24 protein-coding genes and 6 pseudogenes are annotated in these 24,054 nt (G+C 43.2%); 5 read left to right on the top strand and 25 right to left on the bottom strand.

What is annotated here, in order from left to right; genetic code table 11:
• Positions 1–101 precede the first annotated feature (101 nt).
• The 8 genes and pseudogenes from ACESZG_RS06975 to ACESZG_RS06940 all read right to left on the bottom strand — a co-directional run bounded on the left by ACESZG_RS06975 (position 102) and on the right by ACESZG_RS06940 (position 5,596).
• Entirely contained in the window at positions 102–1,115 is a 1,014-nt protein-coding gene (locus ACESZG_RS06975; RefSeq protein WP_035393645.1) for a HAMP domain-containing sensor histidine kinase, read from the bottom strand.
• Entirely contained in the window at positions 1,112–1,783 is a 672-nt protein-coding gene (locus ACESZG_RS06970; protein ID WP_055201200.1) for a response regulator transcription factor, read from the bottom strand. The genes ACESZG_RS06975 and ACESZG_RS06970 overlap by 4 nt, the downstream gene beginning before the upstream one ends.
• On the bottom strand, positions 1,780–1,965 hold the full coding sequence (locus ACESZG_RS06965; RefSeq protein ID WP_055201202.1) for a helix-turn-helix domain-containing protein: 186 nt from the start codon (positions 1,963–1,965) through the stop codon (positions 1,780–1,782). The genes ACESZG_RS06970 and ACESZG_RS06965 overlap by 4 nt, the downstream gene beginning before the upstream one ends.
• A 125-nt stretch (positions 1,966–2,090) precedes the next feature.
• Positions 2,091–2,501: pseudogene (locus ACESZG_RS06960) on the bottom strand (sigma-70 family RNA polymerase sigma factor); the annotation flags it as partial.
• A gap of 518 nt (positions 2,502–3,019) precedes the next feature.
• On the bottom strand, positions 3,020–3,205 hold the full coding sequence (locus tag ACESZG_RS06955; protein ID WP_177591996.1) for a cysteine-rich KTR domain-containing protein: 186 nt from the start codon (positions 3,203–3,205) through the stop codon (positions 3,020–3,022).
• 1 nt (position 3,206) lies between these two features.
• Positions 3,207–3,629 (bottom strand): YjdF family protein, encoded by a 423-nt coding sequence (locus ACESZG_RS06950; protein WP_117996885.1) that lies wholly within the window; start codon positions 3,627–3,629, stop codon positions 3,207–3,209.
• Complete coding sequence (locus ACESZG_RS06945; protein WP_055201204.1) at positions 3,626–4,150, bottom strand: PadR family transcriptional regulator; 525 nt, start codon at positions 4,148–4,150, stop codon at positions 3,626–3,628. The genes ACESZG_RS06950 and ACESZG_RS06945 overlap by 4 nt, the downstream gene beginning before the upstream one ends.
• Before the next feature lie 69 nt (positions 4,151–4,219).
• Positions 4,220–5,596, bottom strand: a complete 1,377-nt coding sequence (locus tag ACESZG_RS06940; RefSeq protein ID WP_118617630.1) for an MATE family efflux transporter — start codon at positions 5,594–5,596, stop codon at positions 4,220–4,222.
• Positions 5,597–5,810: 214 nt separating this feature from the next.
• Here ACESZG_RS06940 and ACESZG_RS06935 point away from each other — a divergent pair, with 214 nt between their 5' ends.
• Positions 5,811–6,338: a PadR family transcriptional regulator gene (locus tag ACESZG_RS06935; RefSeq protein ID WP_118633967.1), complete on the top strand. Its 528-nt coding sequence runs from the start codon at positions 5,811–5,813 to the stop codon at positions 6,336–6,338.
• 135 nt (positions 6,339–6,473) lie between these two features.
• A pseudogene (locus ACESZG_RS06930) lies at positions 6,474–6,647 on the top strand (multiprotein-bridging factor 1 family protein); the annotation flags it as partial.
• A 439-nt stretch (positions 6,648–7,086) separates the two neighbouring features.
• Here the strand turns inward: ACESZG_RS06930 and ACESZG_RS06925 are convergent.
• A pseudogene (locus tag ACESZG_RS06925) lies at positions 7,087–7,500 on the bottom strand (sigma-70 family RNA polymerase sigma factor).
• A 218-nt stretch (positions 7,501–7,718) separates the two neighbouring features.
• Here ACESZG_RS06925 and ACESZG_RS06920 point away from each other — a divergent pair.
• Positions 7,719–7,940: a hypothetical protein gene (locus tag ACESZG_RS06920; protein ID WP_373217824.1), complete on the top strand. Its 222-nt coding sequence runs from the start codon at positions 7,719–7,721 to the stop codon at positions 7,938–7,940.
• 9 nt (positions 7,941–7,949) lie between these two features.
• Here ACESZG_RS06920 and ACESZG_RS06915 read toward each other — a convergent pair whose 3' ends face one another.
• The 5 genes from ACESZG_RS06915 to ACESZG_RS06895 all read right to left on the bottom strand — a co-directional run bounded on the left by ACESZG_RS06915 (position 7,950) and on the right by ACESZG_RS06895 (position 12,986).
• Positions 7,950–10,283, bottom strand: a complete 2,334-nt coding sequence (locus ACESZG_RS06915) for an ABC transporter permease (protein WP_144136804.1) — start codon at positions 10,281–10,283, stop codon at positions 7,950–7,952.
• On the bottom strand, positions 10,280–10,963 hold the full coding sequence (locus ACESZG_RS06910; protein ID WP_055066049.1) for an ABC transporter ATP-binding protein: 684 nt from the start codon (positions 10,961–10,963) through the stop codon (positions 10,280–10,282). The genes ACESZG_RS06915 and ACESZG_RS06910 overlap by 4 nt, the downstream gene beginning before the upstream one ends.
• 109 nt (positions 10,964–11,072) lie before the next feature.
• Positions 11,073–12,110 carry a sensor histidine kinase gene (locus ACESZG_RS06905; protein WP_368200000.1) on the bottom strand — a complete coding sequence of 346 codons (1,038 nt, stop codon included), beginning with the start codon at positions 12,108–12,110 and terminating at the stop codon, positions 11,073–11,075.
• Positions 12,111–12,118: 8 nt separating this feature from the next.
• Positions 12,119–12,805 carry a response regulator transcription factor gene (locus tag ACESZG_RS06900; RefSeq protein ID WP_008705965.1) on the bottom strand — a complete coding sequence of 229 codons (687 nt, stop codon included), beginning with the start codon at positions 12,803–12,805 and terminating at the stop codon, positions 12,119–12,121.
• Positions 12,798–12,986 carry a helix-turn-helix domain-containing protein gene (locus tag ACESZG_RS06895; RefSeq protein WP_025581218.1) on the bottom strand — a complete coding sequence of 63 codons (189 nt, stop codon included), beginning with the start codon at positions 12,984–12,986 and terminating at the stop codon, positions 12,798–12,800. Before ACESZG_RS06895 ends, ACESZG_RS06900 begins: the two co-directional genes overlap by 8 nt.
• Positions 12,987–13,150: 164 nt before the next feature.
• On the opposite strand from ACESZG_RS06895, the gene ACESZG_RS06890 reads away from it, so the two are divergent.
• Both ACESZG_RS06890 and ACESZG_RS06885 read left to right on the top strand, forming a co-directional pair.
• Positions 13,151–13,507, top strand: coding sequence for a helix-turn-helix domain-containing protein (locus tag ACESZG_RS06890; RefSeq protein WP_055153203.1), 357 nt, complete (start codon positions 13,151–13,153; stop codon positions 13,505–13,507).
• 195 nt (positions 13,508–13,702) lie between these two features.
• Positions 13,703–14,158, top strand: a pseudogene (locus ACESZG_RS06885) (ATP-binding protein); the annotation flags it as partial.
• Positions 14,159–14,231: 73 nt separating this feature from the next.
• Here ACESZG_RS06885 and ACESZG_RS06880 read toward each other — a convergent pair.
• From ACESZG_RS06880 to clpX, 11 genes and pseudogenes are all read right to left on the bottom strand, one after another.
• A complete protein-coding gene (locus ACESZG_RS06880; RefSeq protein WP_373217836.1) occupies positions 14,232–14,507 on the bottom strand; it encodes a CD1845 family protein in 276 nt (91 codons plus the stop codon).
• An 18-nt stretch (positions 14,508–14,525) separates the two neighbouring features.
• Positions 14,526–14,675, bottom strand: a pseudogene (locus ACESZG_RS06875) (ParA family protein); the annotation flags it as partial.
• 221 nt (positions 14,676–14,896) lie between these two features.
• Positions 14,897–15,289 (bottom strand): 30S ribosomal protein S9, encoded by a 393-nt coding sequence (gene rpsI / locus ACESZG_RS06870; RefSeq protein WP_008705974.1) that lies wholly within the window; start codon positions 15,287–15,289, stop codon positions 14,897–14,899.
• A gap of 17 nt (positions 15,290–15,306) precedes the next feature.
• Positions 15,307–15,735, bottom strand: a complete 429-nt coding sequence (rplM, locus tag ACESZG_RS06865) for a 50S ribosomal protein L13 (protein ID WP_008705976.1) — start codon at positions 15,733–15,735, stop codon at positions 15,307–15,309.
• Between the two features lie 326 nt (positions 15,736–16,061).
• On the bottom strand, positions 16,062–16,802 hold the full coding sequence (gene truA, locus ACESZG_RS06860; RefSeq protein WP_055058354.1) for a tRNA pseudouridine(38-40) synthase TruA: 741 nt from the start codon (positions 16,800–16,802) through the stop codon (positions 16,062–16,064).
• A gap of 118 nt (positions 16,803–16,920) precedes the next feature.
• Positions 16,921–17,724 (bottom strand): energy-coupling factor transporter transmembrane protein EcfT, encoded by an 804-nt coding sequence (locus tag ACESZG_RS06855; protein WP_008705979.1) that lies wholly within the window; start codon positions 17,722–17,724, stop codon positions 16,921–16,923.
• A gap of 227 nt (positions 17,725–17,951) precedes the next feature.
• Positions 17,952–18,797: pseudogene (locus tag ACESZG_RS06850) on the bottom strand (energy-coupling factor transporter ATPase); the annotation flags it as partial.
• Positions 18,788–19,633, bottom strand: a complete 846-nt coding sequence (locus ACESZG_RS06845) for an energy-coupling factor transporter ATPase (protein WP_025580712.1) — start codon at positions 19,631–19,633, stop codon at positions 18,788–18,790. The pseudogene ACESZG_RS06850 and the gene ACESZG_RS06845, both read right to left, overlap by 10 nt.
• Before the next feature lie 87 nt (positions 19,634–19,720).
• Complete coding sequence (gene yihA, locus ACESZG_RS06840; protein WP_118521322.1) at positions 19,721–20,326, bottom strand: ribosome biogenesis GTP-binding protein YihA/YsxC; 606 nt, start codon at positions 20,324–20,326, stop codon at positions 19,721–19,723.
• Positions 20,327–20,383: 57 nt separating this feature from the next.
• Positions 20,384–22,696, bottom strand: coding sequence for an endopeptidase La (gene lon / locus ACESZG_RS06835; protein WP_008705987.1), 2,313 nt, complete (start codon positions 22,694–22,696; stop codon positions 20,384–20,386).
• A gap of 20 nt (positions 22,697–22,716) precedes the next feature.
• Positions 22,717–24,033, bottom strand: a complete 1,317-nt coding sequence (gene clpX, locus ACESZG_RS06830; protein ID WP_055058351.1) for an ATP-dependent Clp protease ATP-binding subunit ClpX — start codon at positions 24,031–24,033, stop codon at positions 22,717–22,719.
• Positions 24,034–24,054: the final 21 nt, after the last annotated feature.

Raw genomic sequence — 24,054 nt, 5'->3', positions numbered from 1 at the left:
TGTTATCACCTCTGATCTCTATTGTAGAATAAGAGTGGCTTCGTTTGTATCAAGTTTTCTTACAAAGTTCTAACAAAAATGTAAGAAGTGCAGGAACGCAATCAGCCCTGCACTTCATGGATCAGACAGTTGATGTGAAACGCCAGGGAAATGGCGGTTCCTTGTTCCGATGATTCTGCCGCAATGCCAATGCCCAGCTTTTCACAGAGCCGTTTGCATAGGTACAGGCCAATGCCTGTGGACTGCTGAACCATACGACCATTCTGACCGGTAAATCCCTTTTCAAAGATACGGGGCAGATCGGACGCAGCAATCCCGATTCCATTGTCCTCCACGACAAGAACAACCTGATCTTGCCGTTTATGAGTAGAAATGCGGAGAACCGGTTGTTCCGTACGATACTTGACCGCATTGGCAATCAGTTGGTTCAGAATAAAGCGCACCCACTTTTCATCTGAATAAACCGTGTCCTGCATTTCCTCCACTTCCAGACGCATACCACCTTGGAGCAGCAGATATTTATTATCTGCAATCGCCTGATGCACCACTTGGGACAGTGCCATTTCCCGGACAGAATAATCTTTCTCTGTATGTTCACTGCGGGCGTAATAAAGAGCTTGTTCGGTAAAGCGGTTGGTCTTTTCCAGTTCCAGCAGAAGTTCCTTTGTCCAGTCCGTCCGGTGGTTTTCACATAGGAGTTTCATGGCAGTAATGGGCGTTTTGATTTCGTGAATCCATTGCTCAATGTATTCTTTGTACTCCAGGCGTTCCCGCTCGACTTCTCCAATCTGTTCCAACATGGATTTTCCAGCCATTTTCAAAAGCTGATAGTAAACCTGATCCTCGGCCTGTTCCGGCAGCTCCATCACTTCGGAAATGAGGTATCTTTCGGAAAGCTGCTCCGCCATATCCAGAAGTTTTTTCATCTGCCGCTTCCGTTTCCAGTAAGTGAGGACAAGTCCCGTCAGCAAAATCAATGCCCATACAATCAGGATCAATACTACTGCGGAAACCGAATTGCCGCACACCAGCAAAAATACAGTGAGTGCAGCCATACAAACAAGGTTCGTCAGCAGAAATGGTAGCCTGTTTTTCCAATATCGTCTGCTGTTCATATCGTGTACCCCTGTCGGTGCTTTGTCTTGATAAAATCCGTCAGACCGATGCCCGCCAGTTTTTCCCGGATGCGGTTGATATTGACGCTCAAAGCATTGTCATCCACATATAGCTGATTGTCCCACAAATACTCAATCATATCTCCGCGAGAACAGATTTTTCCACCGTTCTTGAACAAATAATAGAGAATTTTCAATTCGTTCTTAGTAAGTTCTACGCTCCGTCCATTATAGTCCAAACTGCTGGATTCCAGATGCAGCACCGCATCTCCATAGACGATCTTCTCCTGTTGTTGTGCGGGATAGGTTTTCTTTAGCAGAGAAGCAATTTTCGCAAGCAGGATTGCTGTGTTATAGGGCTTCGTGATAAAAGCGTCTCCACCCAACATAATGCTATTCAGCTCGTCCATATCCGTGTTGCAGCTTGTCACAAAAATGATCGGCACTTCGGAAAAGGTACGAATTTTAGAGCATAAAGCAAAACCATTCTCTCCGGGTAACTTAATGTCCAACAAAATCAGATGTGGCTTTTCATCCTGAATCTGTTCTGTCACAGTAGAAAAATTCCTTACTCCAAGCGTTGTATATCCATTTCCATTCAATAAAGTTTGTAATTCTCCCTGTATCACAGGATCATCTTCAATTATCATAATTTTAGATAGTTTCATGCTTTCTGCACCTTTCCTTGTTTTGTCCGGCCATCAACTGGCTTCTCCGCAGTTTTAGGGATCAGCCAAACACCAGCCATCTTCACAGCGCCGGGGATACGCCCACTGGCACACAGATAATTGATCTGCCTTGGGGTAACACCCCATTTTTCACTTGCTTCTTTCAGCGTCATATAATCCATATAGTTTCCCTCCAATATGGTTTATTATATTTCCTTTGCTCGAAGAATACAAGCGTGCAAATGGGGCGCAAGGCCCTGTGCCAGAAGCATTTTGAGACCTTGCGCCCCATTTGTAGTTCTATCCTAAAATACTTTGCCAGTTGCTTCAGACCACGCCGGATACTATCACGGACACGGCTTTGGTCTACGCCCTCCGCTGTGGCGATCTCACTCACACGCATACCCAGATAATACCGGGCATAGATCCGCTTGGCCTGCTTCTCTGGCAGAGCCATCACAGCAGCATAGAGCTGCTCCCGCAGCTGCTTTTCCTCCAAAAGCATTTCCGGTGTCTGGGGCTTCATCAGGATCGCATTTTCAATGCCGTTGTCGCAGTCCAGGGAGTAGTACGCCTTATAGCGATACATCCTCCGGTCATAAGCAGCTTCCGCACGCTCAGCGGCTCGGATCGTCTCCAGCACATCTTCTGTTACTTCTACAAAGTAATCATTTTTATAAACATCGGGATATAAGTCCCTAAGATTGACTTTCTTCATTATGTACCTCCATTTCAATTCACGGGCGATTGACGAGTGAATCGAAAGGAGGCGGGGATCGGCAGCGACATACTTCAGGAGCTTTCCTGAAAAATCGACAATAAAAAACGCCAGCTCCCCGCAATGGGAAACTGGCGCGACAAAAACACCTACCATTCTGCTGATTTAGGCGGAACGATAATACCGATAGGAAGTCATACCTTCCCGGAGGAGGGGCAAGGCTTTTTTTAGCTGGTGCAGGTCATGGATGCTGTGAAAATAGGCAAAAATAGACACGGCGGCAATCCTCCTATATGCCGCCGTGGATTTACACGGTGTTAGATCGTCGTTGGTTTAGGATAGGTGAAAAGAAACGGCGGCTCTGATTTCTCAAAACCGCCGCCAGAGTATGTAGAGTAAGCGCACAAAATCAACCTGCCCAGCTACGGTTTTTTTCTTTCCCCATTGGGCGGGGCAGGCTCTCATCGTATATTGAAATAAAAAAGAACCGATAATCACAAGTGAATTTACCTTGCGTATTATCGGCTCTGCGTCTGTGCGTCTGGCTCTTGGACGATGGATAAATTTAGTTTTCTTACTGTAATCAGGGTTTCATGTTTGCATTTAGGACAATATAACGGAAAGTTTTCCAATACTGTATCATAGCGAATTTTTAATCGCGTTTTTCTGCCGCAAAAGGGGCATAAAATCCATTCTATCTTCATGTTATCTTCCTCTGTGCTTGGCTTTCTTCTTTTCCTGCCGTATGGCAAACTGACGGTCTTTCTCTGCCTCTTTCTGTTCACGGCTCTTGGCTTTACGTTCCAGCTTACATTGCTCATGCTGGAGTTTCAACGCCTGCTGTGCCTTTGTGCCAACGCCTTTATCTTGCAGTTGACTTTGAATTTCGCGCTGCATTCGTTTGGGATTGAGTTTTCGCTCTATGAATACTTCAGCCTGGATTGGGGGACTGAATTTCAACTTATGCCAATTCTTCAGCAGAAACTCATAGACCTCATAGTCTTTGGGTTCTGAACCAAAAGTGATTTTACACACCTCGTATTTACCGCTATCCGTTCTTTCATATAGACCGATCCAAAATGGAGCTTCAAACAGGATGGTCAAACTACTTTTGAAGGCCGTGCTCATTCTTTTAAGAACTGTCCTTCAAAGTGATCCAGCCATTCCATAAGGGCTCGATAGAGAAGCTGCTGCTGCTCAAAAATCGTTCTCCCAACCAAAGGAATGTCTGCAAATTCGCGCGCATAGCCCTCGTTAGCTTCAACCGAGGATTGTATGCTCCGGCGCAAAGTCGAAACCAGCTCCAACGCTTCGGCTTTGTCCATCTTGTTCAGATTGGTAATGACCACATTGAAATCGAATAGCAGGGGGACTGGACCAGCGGCGCAAGCGGCCATCAGTTCCTTAAAATATGCTCTGCCCTGGTCAGTAATAGAATAAATAGCCTTATCTGCAAACTTATCGCCCTTGACAATATTGCTATGCAAATAACCTTTCTCACTCAACTGGAGAACCTTACGATAAATAGAAGGTACGCTTATTTTTGTCCATCGTGGAAAATGGTGGTACTCCACATCTTTTTGAATATCATAAGCGCTTTGCGGTTTTTCCAATACAATACCAAGTATGACTAAATCGATTGACGACATAACTACACCTCCAACTTTTACTATTATCAACAGTACTATTGTTGATAGTAAAAGTCAAGGAGAAGTACCTTATATTTCCGAATTGGACATAGCCTGTTTTTCAGCCATAGACAATTCCCGATGAAGGTGTAACGCCATAAATACAGTGATTACTACGGAAATTACATCTGCGATGGGTTGGGCATATAGGATTCCGTTCATTCCCCATACCATAGGCAGCAGCAAAATGACAGGAACAAAGCAGACACCTTGTCTACATGCTCCCAAAAAGAAACCTGCCGCACCTTTACCCAAGGCAAGGAACAAAGAGGAGTAAACCGTGTAGAAACCAAAAAGAATGAATGTGATCCCATTTGCAAACAGTGATTTTTGACCCACTAAAATCATTTGATTATCTCCCTCAGTAAATTGAGAGATAATCTGCATAGAAAAAACGGCCATCACCAAGCCTACGACTAAGCAGAAACTTGTAGACCAAATGATTGAGGTTTTGATTGCTTCGCGCAGGCGATCAAACTTCTTTGCCCCATAGCTGAATCCAGCAATAGGCTGGAACCCTTTCAGAAATCCAAAGACAACAAGAGTTCCCATAGAAGTAACTCGCGTAACCGCCCCCATGCCTGCAATGACCGAATCGCCATAATTGCTGGATGCGCGGTTAATTAGCGCAATCGAAAGACTTGTTAGCAGTTGGAACACCAAAGTGGGAACTCCAATTTTCAAAATTTCCGTTATCATTTGCCTCGTAGGAGAAAACTCTTTTATGCTGAACGAAAATACGCTTTTTTTGCGCAGAACATAGGTAAGATAAACAAGCGTGGATACCATTTGCGAAATTGCTGTGGCGATTGCTGCACCTTCTACTCCCATGTCCAAAGTATAAATGAAAAGAGGGTCTAATCCGATGTTCAATACGGCTCCCAATAGCAAGGCACACATGGTCGTTTTTGCTGCACCCTCGCTACTTACAATATTGTTCATTGTTACATTAAATACATTGAAAACACAGGACAGCACATAAATTCTTGCGTATGTCAAGGCATACGGCATAATTGTTTCCGTCGCGCCCAACATTACCAAAATTGGTTTAAGGAAAATCGCAGAAAGTAGGATGATAATAGCACCAATCAGAATACTGCTATACAATGCGGTGCTTGCCACTTTATCGGCGGTATCTTTATCTCCGCGTCCCAATAGTCTTGACAGATAAGATGCGGCTCCGTTACCGAACATAAGACCTAAACCAACCACGACTTGTCCCAACGGAAATACGACAGAAATAGCACCCATTTGACTTTTGCCCAAGCCACTCACAAAATAGGCATCCACCAGATTATAGAGTGCATTGATCAACATCCCAATCATAATCGGTATGCCGAGAGCCATCAGAGCTTTGGGGATAGGCGCACTGCCCAAAAGTTCAAGTTTGTTGTTGCGTTCATTCATTGTTAATACTCCTTTCGCTTCTTTAAGTGTAATTTATAGTAGTATAAATTATAGTATACTACCGTATAAATCATACTACTATAATTTATAGTATATGTCAAGAGAAGTCAGGCGTTTTATCTTGACAAAGAGTATAAAATCTAATACTATAATTTATAGTAAATTTGACAGTATTCTTTCATGCAGAAAGCATAGTGAAAGGGTGTGATTCCACATGGCAACCATAGATTTAATCGTGTTGGGAATATTGAAAAAGGAGCCAATGAGCGCCTACGATATTCAAAAGTTAGTAGAATATAGAAACATATCCAAATGGGTAAAAATCAGCACTCCATCCATTTATAAAAAAGCCATTCAGTTAGAAGAAAAGGGGCTAATCCGAGGCGAAATCGTAAAGGAAGGGAAGATGCCAGAGAAAGCGATTTATTCCCTGACGGAAGCGGGAGAAGCGGAATTTGAACGGCTCATGTTTGAGATTTCTGGAAAACCTATTAACATTTTTCTGGACTTCAACGCTGTTATTGTGAATTTGGATTCCTTGCCACCTGAAAAACAAAAATCGTGCATAGCAGAAATTGAAGAAAATATTAGTACTTTAAAATCCTATCTGGAACATAATATACAGAAAAAAGAAAATGAGCCCAGTATTCCCGCAACAGGTATGGCTGTTTTGCGTCAGCAGTATGTACTGGTGGAAGCAATCCAAGCATGGATTGCTTCATTAAAAAAGAAGCAACAATAAATCATTATTCGGAAAGACCAGCAACTTTGAGTGGCGCTGGTCTTTTATATATGAATTATAAACTTCAACTAACCTGCATATAGTACCATTCCACGGGCGAAGTATGAATTATACAATGTAACCGGGTGATGTTATATGGCGAAAGTTGAAGATTGTCCCGGTTTTGAAACCTTCGGTGCAGATGTCAAAGCCGCACGAGAGGCAAATCGTCTGACACGAAAAACATTGGCAGAATTGGTTGGGATTGAATGGCGGTATCTTGCCAACATCGAAAAAGACAGCACGATTCCCAGCCTGCCTGTGATAATCTAGTTGATTAAAGTCTGCTGACTTTTCATCCCTTTCAACCCCTTACAAAAATCGGCATAATCAAGCCTATTGATCGGTATAATAACAGGTCTCCGCTGGCGCAGCTCTCATAACTCCGCAGCACCGTTCGTATCGTGCGCCGCAGGGTTCCCTCCAAGTCTTTGGCGGGCCGTGAGGAAGTATCTTTAAGCCCCCATGCAGTCATCGCGCCGAATCTGCCACAATCCGTTTTATGAAATCGTAGATCGCTCCGAAGCAGTTCTTTCATCACCTCCCTGACTGCTCCATCTTCGCGGCGTTTCATATTCGCTCGTACATGGGTTATGTACCTGTTGTGCTGTCTATTCGATTGTCAATATACAAATGAAGGAGGAAAACTTGTCCTTCTTATTAACACTGACAAAAAAGGCAAAAAACAGGCGCATCAAATGAAATTTTATCAAAAATATTTTACAAGCTGCTTTAATCCACGGCGGATACTGTCTCGGACACGGCTTGGGTCTACACCTTCTACTTCGGCAATTTCATTTACCTTCATTCCCAGATAGTATCGGGCATAAATTCGCTTTGCCTGTTTCTCTGGCAGTTTCATCACAGCGGCATAGACCTACTCCTGAAACTGTTTTTCCTCCAGAAACATCTCCGGTGTTTGCGGCTTCAACAGCACCGCATTTTCAATGCCATTCTCGCAATTCAGAGAATACTGTGCTTTATAACGATACATCTTTCGCTCATACGCAGCCTCCGCACGTTCAGCTGCCCGAATAGTCTCCATTACTTCCTCTGTCACATCTACAAAAAAGTCTGTTGTATAAACATCAGGATAAAGTTCCCGAAGGTTAATTTTCTTCATTATGTACCTCCATTTCGATTCACGGGTGATTGACGGGTGAATCGAATGGAGGCGGAGACCGACACCGGCAGACAACCGGGTCATCTCCGAAAAAATGGCAACAAAAAACGCCAGATTTCCATGAGGGAAAACTGGCGCGCCAAGAACAGCCATTATTATACTGAATCACATGGAACGATAATGCCGATGCAATGTTATACTTGCCCGGAGGAGGAGCAATGTTTTTTTTAACTGATGTAGATTATGTGAGCTTTGAAAAAGTAAAAGGGGCACGGCAAAATAACCTCCAATCGGCTACCGTGTCCCTGCAAATCGTCATAGGTTTGTACAAACGCAAAGAAACGGCGGCTCTGAAATCAAAGCCGCCGTTTCATAAGGCGCGTGAAAATATGTCTGCTGTACGACGGCTTTTTTTCTTTTGCCGTCGTCCGGCAGATTAACATATGAAACTATAATTCATTGATGGTTGCAGTAATTGGCATATTGCGAATTCTCTTTGCAGGAGCATAAACAGACACAATAGCAGATATGAAGATAAAGGCAACGACAATTCCAAACCACAGGATAGGAAATCTCCACTCAATTCCAAAATAATGTGTAATTAGACGATTATATAAAAATCGACTAAGCGGGAGTCCAATGCCACATCCAACTATCAAACCAGAAATTGCATAGGTGTACGCTTCCGCAGAAATCATTCGTTTAAGCTGCCTATTATCCATACCAACAGCTCGCATTGCACCATACTGCTTAATTCGTGCAGATACACTCATAGAGATACTATTGACGATATTAAACAGCGAAATAACTCCGATAATAGCTAAGAAGCCATAACAAACAATTCGTGCAGCCCAATATGTAGCATTATTTTGTTTATTGCCTTCACGCTGATCCGTAATGATAATATCATCGTTTTCAAGACTTCTAATTTCTGCTATTGTTTCTTCAGTAGCGTTTGAATCTAACTGAATTCCAATAAGCCCATACTTTGTATCGCCCATGATACGGTCAAATGTTTCCTGTGAGCAAATAATAATCAAATCATCTCCGAATAACCCTTGTGATAGAGCGCAAGTAATCTCAACTTCTTCGCCTGCAAACTGGATGGTATCACCGATGTGCAAGGAATTGTTTCTATTAAATACGGTTGCCACTTTGTTACTGTTCCCGTAAACTGTATCTAATGATCCCTGAGCAATACTACCTTTTGAGTAATCTAGAAGTGTATCATCATAAGAAACAATATTGATATGGTCTATTCCTGCTCTTGAAGATGTTGCAGGAATGTTTTCTACATAGCTACTTCCATAAGCATTTGCAACCCCATCTATTTTTTTGATTTCATCGACCAGGCTGCGCTCAATATCCATTTTATTTACATAACTGGATAATGCTATATCGGCTGATGTGACACTCAACGATGGAACAAGTTGCTTTGCAAAATCTAAAATTACAGAAAAAGAAAAAACCAGCATAATAGTCAGTGCAAAGGAAGCCGTCATCAGAAACCAGTTTTTCTTTTTTTCAACCGCATGATGTATGCCAAGTGAATTATCAATTTTTCCTAAGCTAAACTTGATAGCGTGTTTAACAGAAGATTTATTATCTACATTGCCAGAAACCGCAGATATGGGTGAAACTTTAGCAGCCCGCTTTGCTGGGGATTGTGCTGCTAAAAATACTGTTACCACTCCAACAACTACACCACTGATAAGTCCAACAGGGCTGATCTGAAAGACTGGCGTTGTAGAAAATTCTCCACCAATTCCATAATGAAGTGTGGCACAAATAATCCAACTAATTATTGTTCCAAAAACCACTCCAATAGGTACCGCGGTTTTACACCAGTTCAATGCCTCCAAACGGACAAAGCGGATAATTTGTTGACGACTTGCACCAATGCAACGCAACATTCCAAAAAATTGAGTTCGTTGCGCAATGATGCTATTCATACTGCCAGAAATCATCAATATTCCTGCCAACAACACTAAAACAAATAGAATTGCTGCCAATCCGTACATACTCTGCATCGCTGTATTGTTGCTTTGCCCAGCCATGCCCATAACGCCGGTATTTTCAGAAATACTCCCATCGGATAATTGGTACTGTGTCTGTAGTTCTGTTATTGCATTTGCCGCTTTCGCTGCACTTTCAAACTGCACATAATAAGTCAACTCATTGTTTGTTACTCCGTTTTGTGCCATAACAGAAGTAAATGCACTTTGTGTCAGATAAGAGCCTATCAAATAAGTCTGATTGTTATAATAGCTTTCATCATCTGTGCCAAAGCCAGAGATTGTAAATGTCCGATCTCCAGCAGGGGTATGTAAGGTTACACTATCCCCAAGCTGTACTCCTAAAGCAGTTACAGAATTAGGTGTAAGCATAACTTCCTCATCATTTGCCGGAAATGTTCCTTCTACAATTCCATTTGAAATCTGAGTAATATAGACTTCATCGGTGCCATACAAAACAGTTCGTTTTTCGTTGACTCGGTACGGTTGTTCTCCTTCAAAATTAAATTGAGAAGCTACACCAACTGCTGTAACATCTGAACGATTACTGATTTCATCCGCATTGTTCTGTGAAATATTTTTTATTGCAATGTGCCAGTTTCCATGGTTACTTATCATAAAATCGCTTTCTGTTCGTATCATCATGTCAGCAACACTGAAAATAGCTGTGACAAGAAACACCGAAATGATAATACACAAGACAGTCATACGATTTTGCCGCTTGCGCACCTTTGCGGAGATGGGAATGAGACTAAGATAGCTTTTCATTCACGGCACCTCCCAAAATCAGTCAAAGTGCCATCTGATACCTGTAATACCCGGTCTGCCGTTTGCGCAATACTGCGGTTGTGGGTAATCATAATGATGGTCTGCTCGTATTTTTTCGATGTTTCTTTGAGCAATGCTATGACCTCACTGCTGTTTTGTGAGTCCAAATTTCCTGTTGGCTCGTCTGCCAGAATCAGAGAAGGACGGGTAATCAATGCGCGGCCAATCGCCACTCTCTGCTGTTGACCGCCGGAAAGCTGACTGGGTAAATGATTACGACGATCTTTCAAATTCAAAACCGTCAGCAGTTCCTCCAAATATCTCTTGTCCGGCTTTTGATAATCCAGCAACAGCGGAAAAATCATATTTTGTTCCACCGTCAACTCCGGGATAAGGTTAAACGCCTGAAAGATAAAGCCGATATTCCTGCGGCGAAATACCGTCAGTTTTCGGTCATTCATGGAAAAAATGTCCTTACCATCAATCAGCACCTTTCCCGAAGTTGGCATATCCAGCGCACCGATCATATTCAGCAGTGTGCTTTTACCCGAACCAGATTCTCCGACGATTGCCACATATTCTCCCTTAGGAACAGAAAAGCTAACATTCCTAAGCGCTTTTACAGCAGTTTCACCGCTGCCATAGGTCTTACAAATATTCTTGACCTCTAATAAATTCATAGTGCAAACACCTCTTTCTTATGTTCTTGCGATGTAGACAGGTAAACTTCATTTCCTGTCTACGATTGAAAGAATAGCACCCTAATATTACTGTAGCCCTACAACCAGCCTACAATTTTGTAGGAATTGGGAAGTTCATTATAAAACTCGTTCCAATTCCTAATTCACTTTCCACTTCTATTAGGCCCCCATGAGCTTCTATAATCGCTTTTGCCAACGGCAGGCCAAGCCCGATCCCCTGTGTATCCTTTGAAAAACGGCTGCGATAAAACCGCTTGAAGATGTGATGTATATCCTCTGGGTGGATGCCGCATCCATTATCCGTTATCACAATTTGGACACCAGACGGCAACTCCTTCCACGCAACACGAATTGTTGCACCACTTTCTGTATGGTCAAACGCATTTTTCACGATATTGTCGATTGCCTCATTCAACCAATCACGATCACAAAAAAGAGAAAGATGATCCGAGCCAGACAGAATGATTTCTTTCTTTTCCTGTCTGGCTCTATATGCAAAATGCAGTTCAATATCCCGCATCATATCTGCAACATTTTCTGCGTTCTTTTCCAAGACAATGGCTCCGGCATCCAATCTTGTAATCTTGAGCAGACTTTGCACCAGTGTTTCGATACGGTCAAGTTCCTGCTCAGACAAACACGCAAATTCTTTCACGGAGGACACTTCTATATCCTCGTCTTGAAGGAGTCCGTTATAAATATTGAGTGCTGCCAGCGGTGTTTTCAGTTGGTGTGAAATGTCGGAGATTGTATTTTTCAAAAACTCTTTCTCTCGTAACTCGTTATCTGCATGGGCATTTAACACTGCCGCTAAAGAATTGATGGAATGAAACAGTCGGTACAATTCGCCCTCATTGTCACATTCAATACGGGCATTGCGATCACCATCAAGATACGCATTGATTTGTAATATCGCCTGCTCCATGATCTGATTTTGCCGATTAAAATATACAAAGCAGACTGCCCATACAGCACCACCAGCCAATAGAAAAAGGATTAGCAATAACAGAGAAAGCCGGCGATATGATAGCCATAGAAAAACCTCGGCTAAGAGAAATGTAACCCCAAAAACCAGTGAAAGCGAATGAAATAGATTTTTGATTTCTTTATTTGCCAGTATCTTCATTCTGCACCTCACCCGATAATATTCCATTTATATCCCATACCTCGAACAGTCAGGAGCATTTGTGGTTCACTTGGATTATCCTCGATCTTCATACGAAGCCGACGCATATAGACCGTAAGGGTACTACTGTCGATATAATTCCCGTCGCAATCCCATAGCTTATCTAAAATTTGTCCCTTTGTCAGCACCATGCTTGGGTTTCTCATAAACAAGCACAGTAGCTTGTATTCCGCGGCAGTCAAATCCAACAGCTCCCCATTTTTGAAAACCTGTCCTTGCAGCAAAAGAACCTTGATGCCATTCGACTGCAATTCTGTGTCTGCTGCTTGAAAAGAATTTGCACGTCGAAGTAAGGCGTTAATCCTTGAAACGAGAACCCCCAGTTTGAACGGTTTTGTGATATAGTCATCACCTCCAATATCCAGCCCCATAATAATACTTGTTTCCTCATCCGAAGCCGTCAGAAAAATAATTGGCACCTTTGATGTAAGTCGAACTCTTTTGCAAAATTCAAAGCCAGACCCATCTGGCAGAGATACGTCCAACACCAACAAATCATATTTTCCGTCTGTCCACAATTCCTCCGCTTCTTTGAGCGTTCTGGCGATATTTAATTCAAATCCCTGCTTTTTGAAAGCAAAAGAAAGCCCGTTAATCAGGCTTAGATCATCTTCAAGAAGTAATATATTACTCATACTTTTCTGCCTTTCCTTGTTTTGTTCGACCATCAATCGGCTTTTCCGCATCCTTTGGAATTAGCCAGATAGTTGCCATCTTTACAGCTCCAGATATGCGCCCGGCGGCACAATAGTAATTTACTCTACGAGGTGTCACGCCCCATTTTTCGGCGGCCTCTTTTAGTGTCATATAATCCATTCTGCACCTCCACAGAGTACATTATAGTTCTTTGTCTCGAACAATACAAGTTTATCACCAATCGCAGCTTTATAAAATTGGCATAATCGTACAGTTTTTCAGGCATAATAAGGTCATTCCATCACATAAACCGGAACGATACAATATTATTGAGGTGAACGATTATGCCGATTGATGATTTAACTGCTTTAGGGCAAAAAATGCGGGAAGCCCGAAAGAATAAAGAACTGACACAACAGGAGCTTGCGGATCTGAGCCATGTTTCTGTAAAGCAAATCGCCAATATCGAAAAGGGGAAAATGAATCCTTCTTATTTAATTTTAAGAGCATTGGCAAAGGTCCTGCACATCTCTTTAGATACACTTATAAATCCAGATGTTTCTCTGGAGGATGAGGGTGTCAATCAGATGAAAATGCTTTATTCCAGCTGTCCGCCAGAAATGCGTGACACCCTGTTGCATCACACCCAAGAAACGGTGAAAGAACTGACAGAGTTGTCCGAAAAATTTGAAACGAATTGAGCCAGTGAGTGAAATTTAACGATTCTCTCACTGGTTCTTTTCAATTTCGGAGAAAAGAGGCAAGCAATGCCTGTGTTAATACACACAGGCCCGCAGAGAAGAAAATCCCTCCGTGATTTTCCTCTCCGCTTGCTTGTTGAGGGCAGCGCCCCCAAGCCCCTTTGAACACAGAATTTCATTCTGTGGCTGCGCGGTATCCGTTCCATGCGACGAAACCCTGTGATTGCTGACCTGTTCCACCGCATGAAGTACATGGAACGCCGTGGAAGTGGTCTGCGCAAAATCGTCAGTGAAACCGAAAAGCTACCTGGATATACAGCGGCATATAAGCCTGAATTTACCTCAACAGCAACAGATTTCAGAGTCATCTTGAAAAATGTAAACTACAACTTAGAGGGTGATACCCACCAAGTTATCCACCAAGTTACCCACCAAGATATTGAACTATCAACGGTGTCCAAACAGATTTTGGCTTTTTGCACAACACCAAAATCCAAGAAAGAGCTTGCAGTATTTTGCGGCTTCAAAGATTTAAGAAACTTCACTTTGAAGCATATCAGTCCGCTTTTAGAATCCGGGCAATTAGAAATGACTATTCCCGATAAACCTAAAAGTCGCAATCAAAAATATATTACAGTTCGTTCCGAATAAACAGAGAAGCAGGGCATTGGGTCTCATCTCCCATTGTCCTGCTTCTTTTCATTCCAGATTATATTCACATCATTTACCCATACATCCAATCCTGGATCGCAAATTTCAAACTCTGCACCTTTCCCAGCAACCAGATCGCAGCCAGCGGCAGCCCCATCGGGCTAATCAAAAATGCCATAACCAGCAAAATCACACCATTCTGCGGGGAATAGGTAATCAGCACAGCCACGCCAAGCAGAGCAATTACCGTGCTGAGCAGACCAAGCACCAGACCGGATATGTAGATCAGCCCCGTGCAGAGCCAGACAAAAAGCGTCAACACCCAAATGACCGGTGCAGTTACAATCATCAGCAAACATTTCAAAACCAAGCTGATTGTCAGGCTTCCTTGTGGGTCCCCGTCGATTAAAAGCACTTTCTTTCCGGCCTGTGCCAGACCTATTCCCAAGTTCGCACAGGTTGTTGTTTTGCCAACGCTTCTCCGCTCCCGCTCCGGTCGGTGCTGAACATGTGCCACTGGCACATAGCACCCTTTCTGGTTGTCCTATTTCCACTAAGGCCGTTTTTTGACCCCATTTTTGCCGGTTGTCCTATATTTAACCTAAAAATTGAGTGAAAACGGCTCTCGTTTGGTCAAATGAGGTCAAACTATATCAGCCCGTTTAGGTATAAGAAAACCCCGGAAAACCTTGATTTTCCGGGGTTTTTGAACCATTTTGATATAGTCTGAGCAGTCGATTATCGCTTGCTGAACTGCGGAGCGCGACGGGCTGCTTTGAGACCGTATTTCTTACGTTCTTTCATACGTGGGTCACGAGTTAAGAATCCAGCAGCTTTCAGAACTGGTCTGTAGTCGTTGTCTGCCTGAAGAAGGGCTCTTGCAACACCATGTCTGATGGCACCAGCCTGTCCTGTGTATCCACCGCCATGAACGTTAACTAATACGTCAAATTTGCCTTCTGTTTCTGTTGCAGCTAAAGGCTGACGAACGATAACTTTCAGTGTATCTAATCCAAAATATTCATCGATATCTCTTTTATTGATTGTGATCTTACCGGTTCCAGGTACAAGATAAACTCTTGCGATTGATTTTTTTCTTCTTCCTGTTCCGTAGAATTTTGCGCTAGCCAATGTTTTCTACCTCCTAATTAAAATGTTAAAGCTTCTGGTTTCTGAGCTTCATGTTTGTGTTCCGGTCCTGCATATACGAAAAGTTTTGTGTACATGCTTCTTCCTAAAGGTCCTTTTGGAAGCATACCTTTAACTGCGAGCTCGATAACTCTCTCAGGTTTCTTTGCTAACATTTCTTTTAATGTGGTTTCTCTCATTCCACCTACATAATCGGAGTGATTGTAGTAGATTTTCTGCTCTAATTTCTTACCTGTAACTTTGATCTTGTCAGCGTTTACGATGATTACATAATCACCTGTGTCTACGTGTGGTGTAAACTGTGGTTTATTTTTTCCTCTTAAAACGCTTGCTACTCCGGATGCCAGACGGCCAAGAGTACATCCATCAGCGTCAACTACATACCATTTTCTTTCGATTTTATCTGGATTAGCCATATAAGTCTGCATGGTTTTACCTCCTGTTATTTATCAACGATAGTTTAATTAACCGCGGAATTTCCCGCGAATATAAGTTATTGGAAACGCCGGTGCTAAAAATGCGGAAATGTCCGAAACCGCTGATAAATACTTTCGCCTGGGCTATTTGGCTTAAGCATCTCGCACTACGTCACATTTGGTTATTATATTATAAGGGTTCTGTTCTGTCAATAGGTTTTGTGTCGTTTTTTCAACTTTTTTCGTTACTCCCCCGTTTTTTGTTTTTCATCAAAAAAACTGTTGATCAGTTATCCCACCGGCAATTATCGAAACGGATGATTTTCTCCTCCTGACTATCAATCAAAAAATTCAATCCCCATCAGTGTCAGTCCCTGTGCCGGAGCAGTCGGGCCTGCCATTTCGCGGTTGCAGGCTTCCAGAATTGTCTTTACTCTCTCAGGCGGATACTGTCCGTTTCCTACTTCGATCAGAGTTCCGGAGATGATTCGTACCATGTTGTAGAGGAATCCTGTTCCTGTTACACGTATGGTTACGATATCTCCGTCACGCCATACATCAATTCCTGTCACTGTACGGATAGTTGTTTTTACCTGCGCTTTTGCACCGCAGAAAGAAGCAAAATCATGCTGTCCGATCAGGTATGAGGTTGCTGCTTTCATCTTATCTACATCCAGTTTGTAGTGGTAGAAATAGGTGTATAAGCGCTCTGTCGGAACCGGAAATTTGCGATTCAGGATGCGGTATTCGTATGTTTTCTCGCTGTCGCAGTAACGGGGATGGAAATCCGGTTCTACTTCTTCAGAAAGCTGAATGCGGATATCTTCCGGAAGACGCTGGTTCAGTGCATAGGAAATCTTTTCTCCGGGAATGCGTGTGTTGGTGTCAAATACTGCCACATTTCCCATGGCATGAACCCCTGCGTCTGTACGGCTTGCACCGATCGTTTCTATCTTCTCGCCAAGAAGCTCGGACAGTGTTTCATTTAAAACCCCCTGCACGGTAATCCCGTTTGGCTGTGTCTGCCAGCCGCAATAGTTTGTGCCGTCATATGCAACTACAAGACCAATTCTTTTCATCTGTTTTCCTCCATAAAAATTGAAAACTTTTGTTATAACAAAATAAACAATATGCTGTAATCCTTTCCTACCGGATTACAGCATATAAAATATCTTTATAAATTATATCAGTACTTTCTCAGATTCCCACAATTCTGAAAACAATGGCGATTCCCAGATAAGCCCACATCACCACATAGGAAATGTAGTCTCTGGACTCATAACGCAATGGCTTCATCTGGGTTCTGTTATCCCCTCCATGATAGCACCTTGCTTCCATGGCCATGGCCAGATCATTTGCTCTTCTGAACGCAGAAATAAACAGCGGAACCAGAAGCGGAATCATATTTTTTGCCTTCTGAATTATATTTCCGGTTTCAAAATCTGCGCCACGTGCAATCTGTGCTTTCATGATCTTATCGGTTTCCTCCATAAGGATTGGGATAAAACGCAGCGCAATAGACATCATCATGGCAATCTCATGGATTGGCACATGAAGTTTATTTAACGGCCTGAGAAGTCGTTCCAGACCATCTGTAAGTTGATTGGGTGTGGTAGTCAGCGTCATAAGAGAAGAACCGATCACCAGATACGTCAGGCGGATGGCCATTCTTCCGGCCAGCTTCAGGCCCTCCTCTGTCACATGCAGGATTCCCCACTGCCAGAGAACCTTTCCGGGTGTCAGAAATATATTAAATACCACTGTGATCATAAGAAGCATCACGATTGCCTTCAGTCCCTTGAACATAAATTTCACAGGAACTTTGGAAAGAATGATCATCGCTGCCAGAAATATAGTTGCCACTGCATATCCCGGAAATGTATGGAATACAAAGACAGAGATGATGAACACCAGCGTACCCACCAGCTTTGCTCTCGGATCCATTTTGTGCAGAACGGAATCTGCAGGATAATACTGTCCTATTGTAATGTCTCGGATCATACTTCCTGCCCTCCCTCATTCTCTTCTTGTTCTGCAGACTTTTTATCCATTGTTTCCTTCTGAACGCTTAAATCTTCATCAGGCGCATCTGAATGAGACTCTTTCGTCCCATCCTCAGTCAGATCAGCTTCCATCTCACTAATTAAGGTTTCTGCTTTGGCATTTTCTTTTTTCGACTGACTGTCTGAAACAGATTGTTTGTCACCGGACAATTTCCCGGGATTACATTTTCTTAAAACTGCAAGGATATTCTCTTTTGCCTCATCCACCGTTGTAGCAGTTACATCTACATCCAGGCCTTTTTCCTTCAACGCATGCATGATATAAGTAATCTGCGGTGCTGCAAGTCCCATGGCTTCCAGCTCTCTGTAATGAGCAAATACTGCTTTGGGAGCATCGTCATATGCGATTTCTCCGTCATTGACTACAATCAGTCTCTCTGCATATTTTGCAATATCCTCCATACTGTGAGATACAAGGATAATGGTAATCCCTCTTACTTTATGAAGCTCTGCGATCTGGTCAAGGATGTCATCCCGACCTTTTGGATCCAGGCCGGCAGTTGGCTCATCCAAGATCAGAATTTTCGGATTCATTGCCAGTACACCGGCAATAGCAACTCTTTTCTTCTGTCCGCCCGAAAGTTCAAAAGGAGATTTGCTGTAATTTTTCTCCTTAAAGCCTACATGCTGCAGTGCTTTCTTCGCTTCTACCTCTGCCTCTTCCCTGGATAATCCCTGATTCATAGGACCAAAGCAGACATCAGAAAGTACATCATTCTCGAAAAGCTGATGCTCCGGATACTGGAATACCAGTCCTACCTCGCTTCGCAGGGTACGTCGGTCATATTTCTCTCCCCAGATATCCTCTCCATTGTAAGTAATGGTACCGGAAGTCGGACGGATCAGAGCATTGAAATGCTGGATCAGTGTAGATTTTCCACTTCCTGTATGTCCGATAATTCCGATAAACTGTCCGTCCGGAATAGAAAGATTGATATCTTTCAGCGCATGGATCTCATAGGCAGTTCCCGGACTGTAGGTATAAGTTACATTTTTTAATTCTATTGACATAAGGCATTCACCAGCTCCTCTGTAGTCAGTATTCCCTCCGGAACATCCACTCCGGCTTTATGAAGTTCGTGTGCCAGAAGTGTTACCTGTGGCACATCCAGTCTGTATTCTTTCAGAGTTTCCACCTGTGAGAAAATCTCTCTGGGTGTTCCCTGCATCACCACTTCTCCGTTGTCCATAACATATACCTTGTCCGCATGAACAACTTCTTCCATATAGTGGGTGATCAGAATGACTGTCACTCCTTCCCGTCTGTTAAGGTCACTGACTGCCTCAAGAACTTCCTTTCGTCCATTCGGATCCAGCATTGCAGTTGGCTCATCCAAAATGATGCATTTCGGACGCATTGCCATGACACCGGCAATTGCAACCCTCTGCTTCTGTCCGCCGGAAAGTTTATTCGGAGAATGATAACGATAGGATGTCATTCCTGTTTTTTTCAGGCTCTCATCTACACGCTCCCAGATTTTCTCTGTGGGCACACCCATATTCTCCGGTCCGAATCCTACGTCTTCTTCTACTACAGTTCCTATGATCTGATTGTCAGGATTCTGAAAAACCATGCCCGCTTTCTGTCGGACTTTCCATAATTCCGGCTCTTTAGACGTGTCAATCCCATCTACCCACAAAGTTCCTTCCGTCGGAAGCAACAGCGCATTCAGGTGCTTTGCAAGAGTAGATTTTCCGGAACCATTATGTCCCAGAACAGCCACGAATTGTCCGGCTTCAATGTCCAGGTTTACATCATTGACAGCACGCTGCGTATCCTGCACGTTACCATCTTCATCATACTTGAGATAGTCAAATCCCAGCTTGAATGCCTTGATAATTCCCATAATATTTTTTGTCCTCGTATTTTGTCTGTCTGCTGCTTATTTTCACAGGAAAAGAATCCCGTCAGTAAACAGCGAATATTTATTTTTTCAGGCTTCTTCAGTAGCTGCCAGTCCGGTCAACTCGTCAATCAGAGCCCAGATCTCATCTCTTCCCTGCTTCGTCTCAGCAGAGAAAGGAATAATAATGCCATCTTTGCTCAGCTTCAGCCCTTCTTTAATTGCTTTGATATTTTTCTGAATCTGGCTTCGTTTGAGCTTGTCAAGCTTCGTTGCAATAATGATCGGCTCATAGCCATTGTTCAGAATCCAGTCATACATCATCTTGTCATTTGCAGACGGATCATGACGGATATCAATAAGAAGGAAAACCGCCTTCAGGTTTTTGGATGTATGAAGATATCTTTCGATCATCTTGCCCCATTTTTCCTTCTCAGACTGTGAAACCTTTGCGTATCCGTAACCAGGGAGGTCTACCAGATACATGGCTTCATTGATATTATAAAAGTTAATGGTCTGTGTTTTTCCCGGCTGTGCACTTGTTCTGGCAAGAGATTTCCGGTTCATCAGCCCGTTGATCAGCGATGATTTTCCCACATTTGATTTTCCTGCAAATGCAACCTCCGGTCTGTTGGTGTCCGGGAGTTTGCTGGTAATACCGCATACGATATCTAATGATACATTCTTAATAACCATTGATTTCCTCTCTTTTTTCACAACAAATGGTCAATCTTTACTGACTGACCATTTATTTTATACCAGTGCCTTATTAAGCACTTCCTTCATCGAACTTACAAAGGTAATGGTAAGTCCGTCTGTGATTTCCTTATCTAATTCCTGAATATCCGGTTTGTTTTCTGCCGGCACTAACACCTCTTTGATCTTAGCATATTTTGCCGCAAGAAGTTTTTCTTTCAAACCGCCGATCGGAAGAACTCTTCCTCTCAGTGTGATCTCACCAGTCATTGCAAGGTCTGCCCTTACCGGCTTCTTAATAATTGCGGAAAGAATTGCAGTTGCCATGGTAATACCTGCGGATGGTCCGTCTTTTGGTACTGCCCCTTCCGGAATATGCACATGAATATCGTTTTCCTGGAAAAATTCCGGCTCAACTTTATAGTCAGAAGCAATGGAACGAATGTAAGTAATACCTGCCTGTGCAGACTCTTTCATAACATCTCCCAACTGTCCGGTAAGCATCAGCTCACCTTTTCCGGGCATTACATTGACTTCAATCTGCAGTGTATCGCCGCCCACCTGTGTCCAGGCAAGCCCGCGGGAAATACCAATCTCATCTTTCTTATTTGCCATAAGATAGTTAAAATGCTCTTTTCCAAGAAAATCTGACAGATTCTTTGAAGTCACTGTAACTTTCTTTTTATCTTCTTCCATGATCAGACGTGCAGTTTTTCTGCATATCTGTCCGATGGTTCTCTCCAGGTTTCGAACTCCGGCTTCTTTTGTATAATTGTTGATGATCTTCTTAAGAGCCGCTGACTGGATTGTCAGTTTACCTTTCTCGATACCGTTCTCTTCCATCTGCTTCGGAATCAGATGTTCCTTTGCAATATGTTCCTTCTCATTCTCAGTATAACCTGCGATCTCGATCAGTTCCATACGGTCAAGAAGTGGTCTCGGAATGCCCTGAACATCGTTTGCAGTTGCAATAAACAGTACTTCTGAAAGATCCTGTGGAACCTCTATATAATGATCCATAAATCTGCTGTTCTGTTCCGGATCAAGCACCTCAAGAAGTGCCGCAGAAGTATCTCCTTTATAATCACTGCTGGTCTTGTCAATCTCATCCAGAAGCATCAGAGGATTGCTCACTCCTGCCTGCTGTAATGCTGCAGTGATCCTTCCCGGCATTGCTCCTACATAAGTCTTTCTGTGGCCCCGGATCTCAGCCTCATCTCTCACACCGCCCAGACAGATACGTACATATTTCTTATGCATTGCTTCTGCAATCGATCGGGCAATGGAGGTTTTACCTGTTCCGGGAGGTCCTACCAGACAAAGGATCGGACTTTTTCCCTTATGTGTCAGTTTGCGGACGGAAAGGAACTCCATCACACGCTCCTTCACATCTTTCAGACCGTAATGACCTTCCTGAAGTACTTTCCATGCTTCTTTCAGATCATCAGAATCTGTGGATTTCTTCTCCCACGGAAGTGCCAGCATGGTTTCAATATAACCACGCAGTACTGCATTCTCGGATACATTGCTGTTGGTATTCTTAAATCTCTCGATTTCTTTGCTGATCTTCTCTTTTACCTCATCGCCGGCCTGAAGTTCCTGGAGTTTTTTCTTAAACTCCTCTGCGTCATCCGCAGTATTATCCTCACCCAGTTCCTCACGTATCAGTTTCAGCTGCTCTCTGAGAATATATTCTCTCTGATTCTTATCAATTCTGGCCTTCACTTTTTTCTGGAGATCTCTGCCAATCTGCATGATCTCAATCTCATTTCCAAGGATTGCACCCAGAACTTCATAACGTTCCTCCAGTGTAAGTGCCTCCAGAATCTTCTGCTTATTCTGATAAGATAAAGGAATATTTACGGCAATCTGCTCAACCAGTTCCTCAACATTATCTATATTTAAAATCTGTGCTACCAGCTCTTTGCTGACTTTTCCATTTTCCATGCAGTATCTGTGGAATAATTCCTTAAGGCTTCTGTGCATGGCTTCCATCACTGGTTCCGGCATCTGCATTTCTTCTTCATCAACAGGTGTGATCTCACTTCTGATAAACGGAAACTCCTGCTCAAATTTCACAAGTGTGGCTCTTCCCGTTCCCTCTACAAGTACCCGCAAAAGGTTCTGCGGAAGTTTCACAACCTGTTTGATATAGGCAATGGTTCCTACATGATATACACCTGCCAGATCCGGTGATTCCACCTCAGGATCAATCTGAGTAACCAGAAAAATCTTCTGGTCATGAAGCATGGCAGCTTCAATCGCCTTGACAGAACGCTCCCTGCTCACATCAAAATGAACGATCATCCCGGGAAGGATGGTAGTCCCCCTGAGAGCGATCGCAGGCAGCACTATATTCTGATTTGTCATTTATTGTTCAGTCCCTTTCATCAGGCTGTTTCCGGTTTATCCTTCTTGTGTGTCCGGGACGTTCTTCTGCTTCCGGCTGTCTTCGCCTGTGCAGAAGCTTCTCCGCGGACGATCTCCGGCTCACCGGTGCCATCTACTACATCTTTGGTAATTGTACACTTGCGGATCGTGTCATCTGACGGAATCTTATACATCAGATCCATCAGTGAACCTTCCATGATCGCACGCAAACCTCTGGCTCCTGTCTTACGTTCCAGAGATTTCTTTGCGACCAGTTCAAGTGCATCATCTTCAAAATCAAGTTCAACACCATCCAGTTCAAATAATCTGTGATACTGTTTGGTAAGTGAGTTCTTCGGCTCTTTCAGAATACTGATCAGCGCATTCTCATCTAGCGCATCCAGAGTTACAACTACCGGCACACGACCGATAAACTCAGGAATCAGACCGAATTTGATAAAGTCTTCCGGCATTACATCCTTCAGGATCTCACCCACATTTCTGTCTTCCTTAACAGAAACCTCTGCACCGAAACCGATGGACTTGGTATCCTGTCTGGACTCAATGATCTTCTCGATTCCGTCAAAAGCACCGCCACAGATAAACAGAATATTTGTTGTATCAATCTGAAGAAACTCCTGATGAGGATGCTTGCGGCCGCCCTGAGGCGGAACACTTGCCACTGTACCTTCCAGAATCTTCAGAAGTGCCTGCTGCACACCTTCACCGGAAACATCGCGGGTTATGGATGGATTCTCAGATTTTCTTGTGATCTTATCAATCTCATCAATATAGATAATTCCGTACTGTGCACGTTCAATATCATAATCTGCTGCCTGAATGATCTTGAGAAGAATATTCTCAACATCCTCTCCTACATATCCGGCTTCTGTCAGTGTAGTAGCATCTGCAATAGCAAACGGTACATTCAGAAGTCTGGCAAGTGTCTGAGCCAGCAGAGTTTTACCTGAACCTGTAGGTCCAAGCATCAGAATATTACTCTTCTGAAGCTCTACATCAGAATTTTTTGACGCAAGAATTCTTTTATAGTGATTATAAACAGCAACGGAAAGAGCCTTTTTTGCTGCATCCTGACCAATTACATAATCATCCAGAACTGCATGGATCTCTTCCGGTTTTAACAGATTAATATCAGAATTCAAAACCTCGTCATCATAAGGATTTAATTCTTCCTCCATGATCTCTGAGCAGATGCCAATGCACTCGTCGCATATAAATACTTTACCATCCGGACCTGCGATCAGTTTTCTTACCTGATCTTCTGTCTTCTGGCAAAAGGAGCATCTTACTTTTCCTTCTCTCATTTTTTCTGCCATGAATTTATGTCTGTCCTTTCT

The organism is Blautia sp. Marseille-P2398 (assembly GCF_964240315.1).
GTDB classification, from domain to species: domain Bacteria; phylum Bacillota; class Clostridia; order Lachnospirales; family Lachnospiraceae; genus Blautia_A; species Blautia_A wexlerae.
This window is presented reverse-complemented; position numbering and strand designations above follow the sequence as displayed.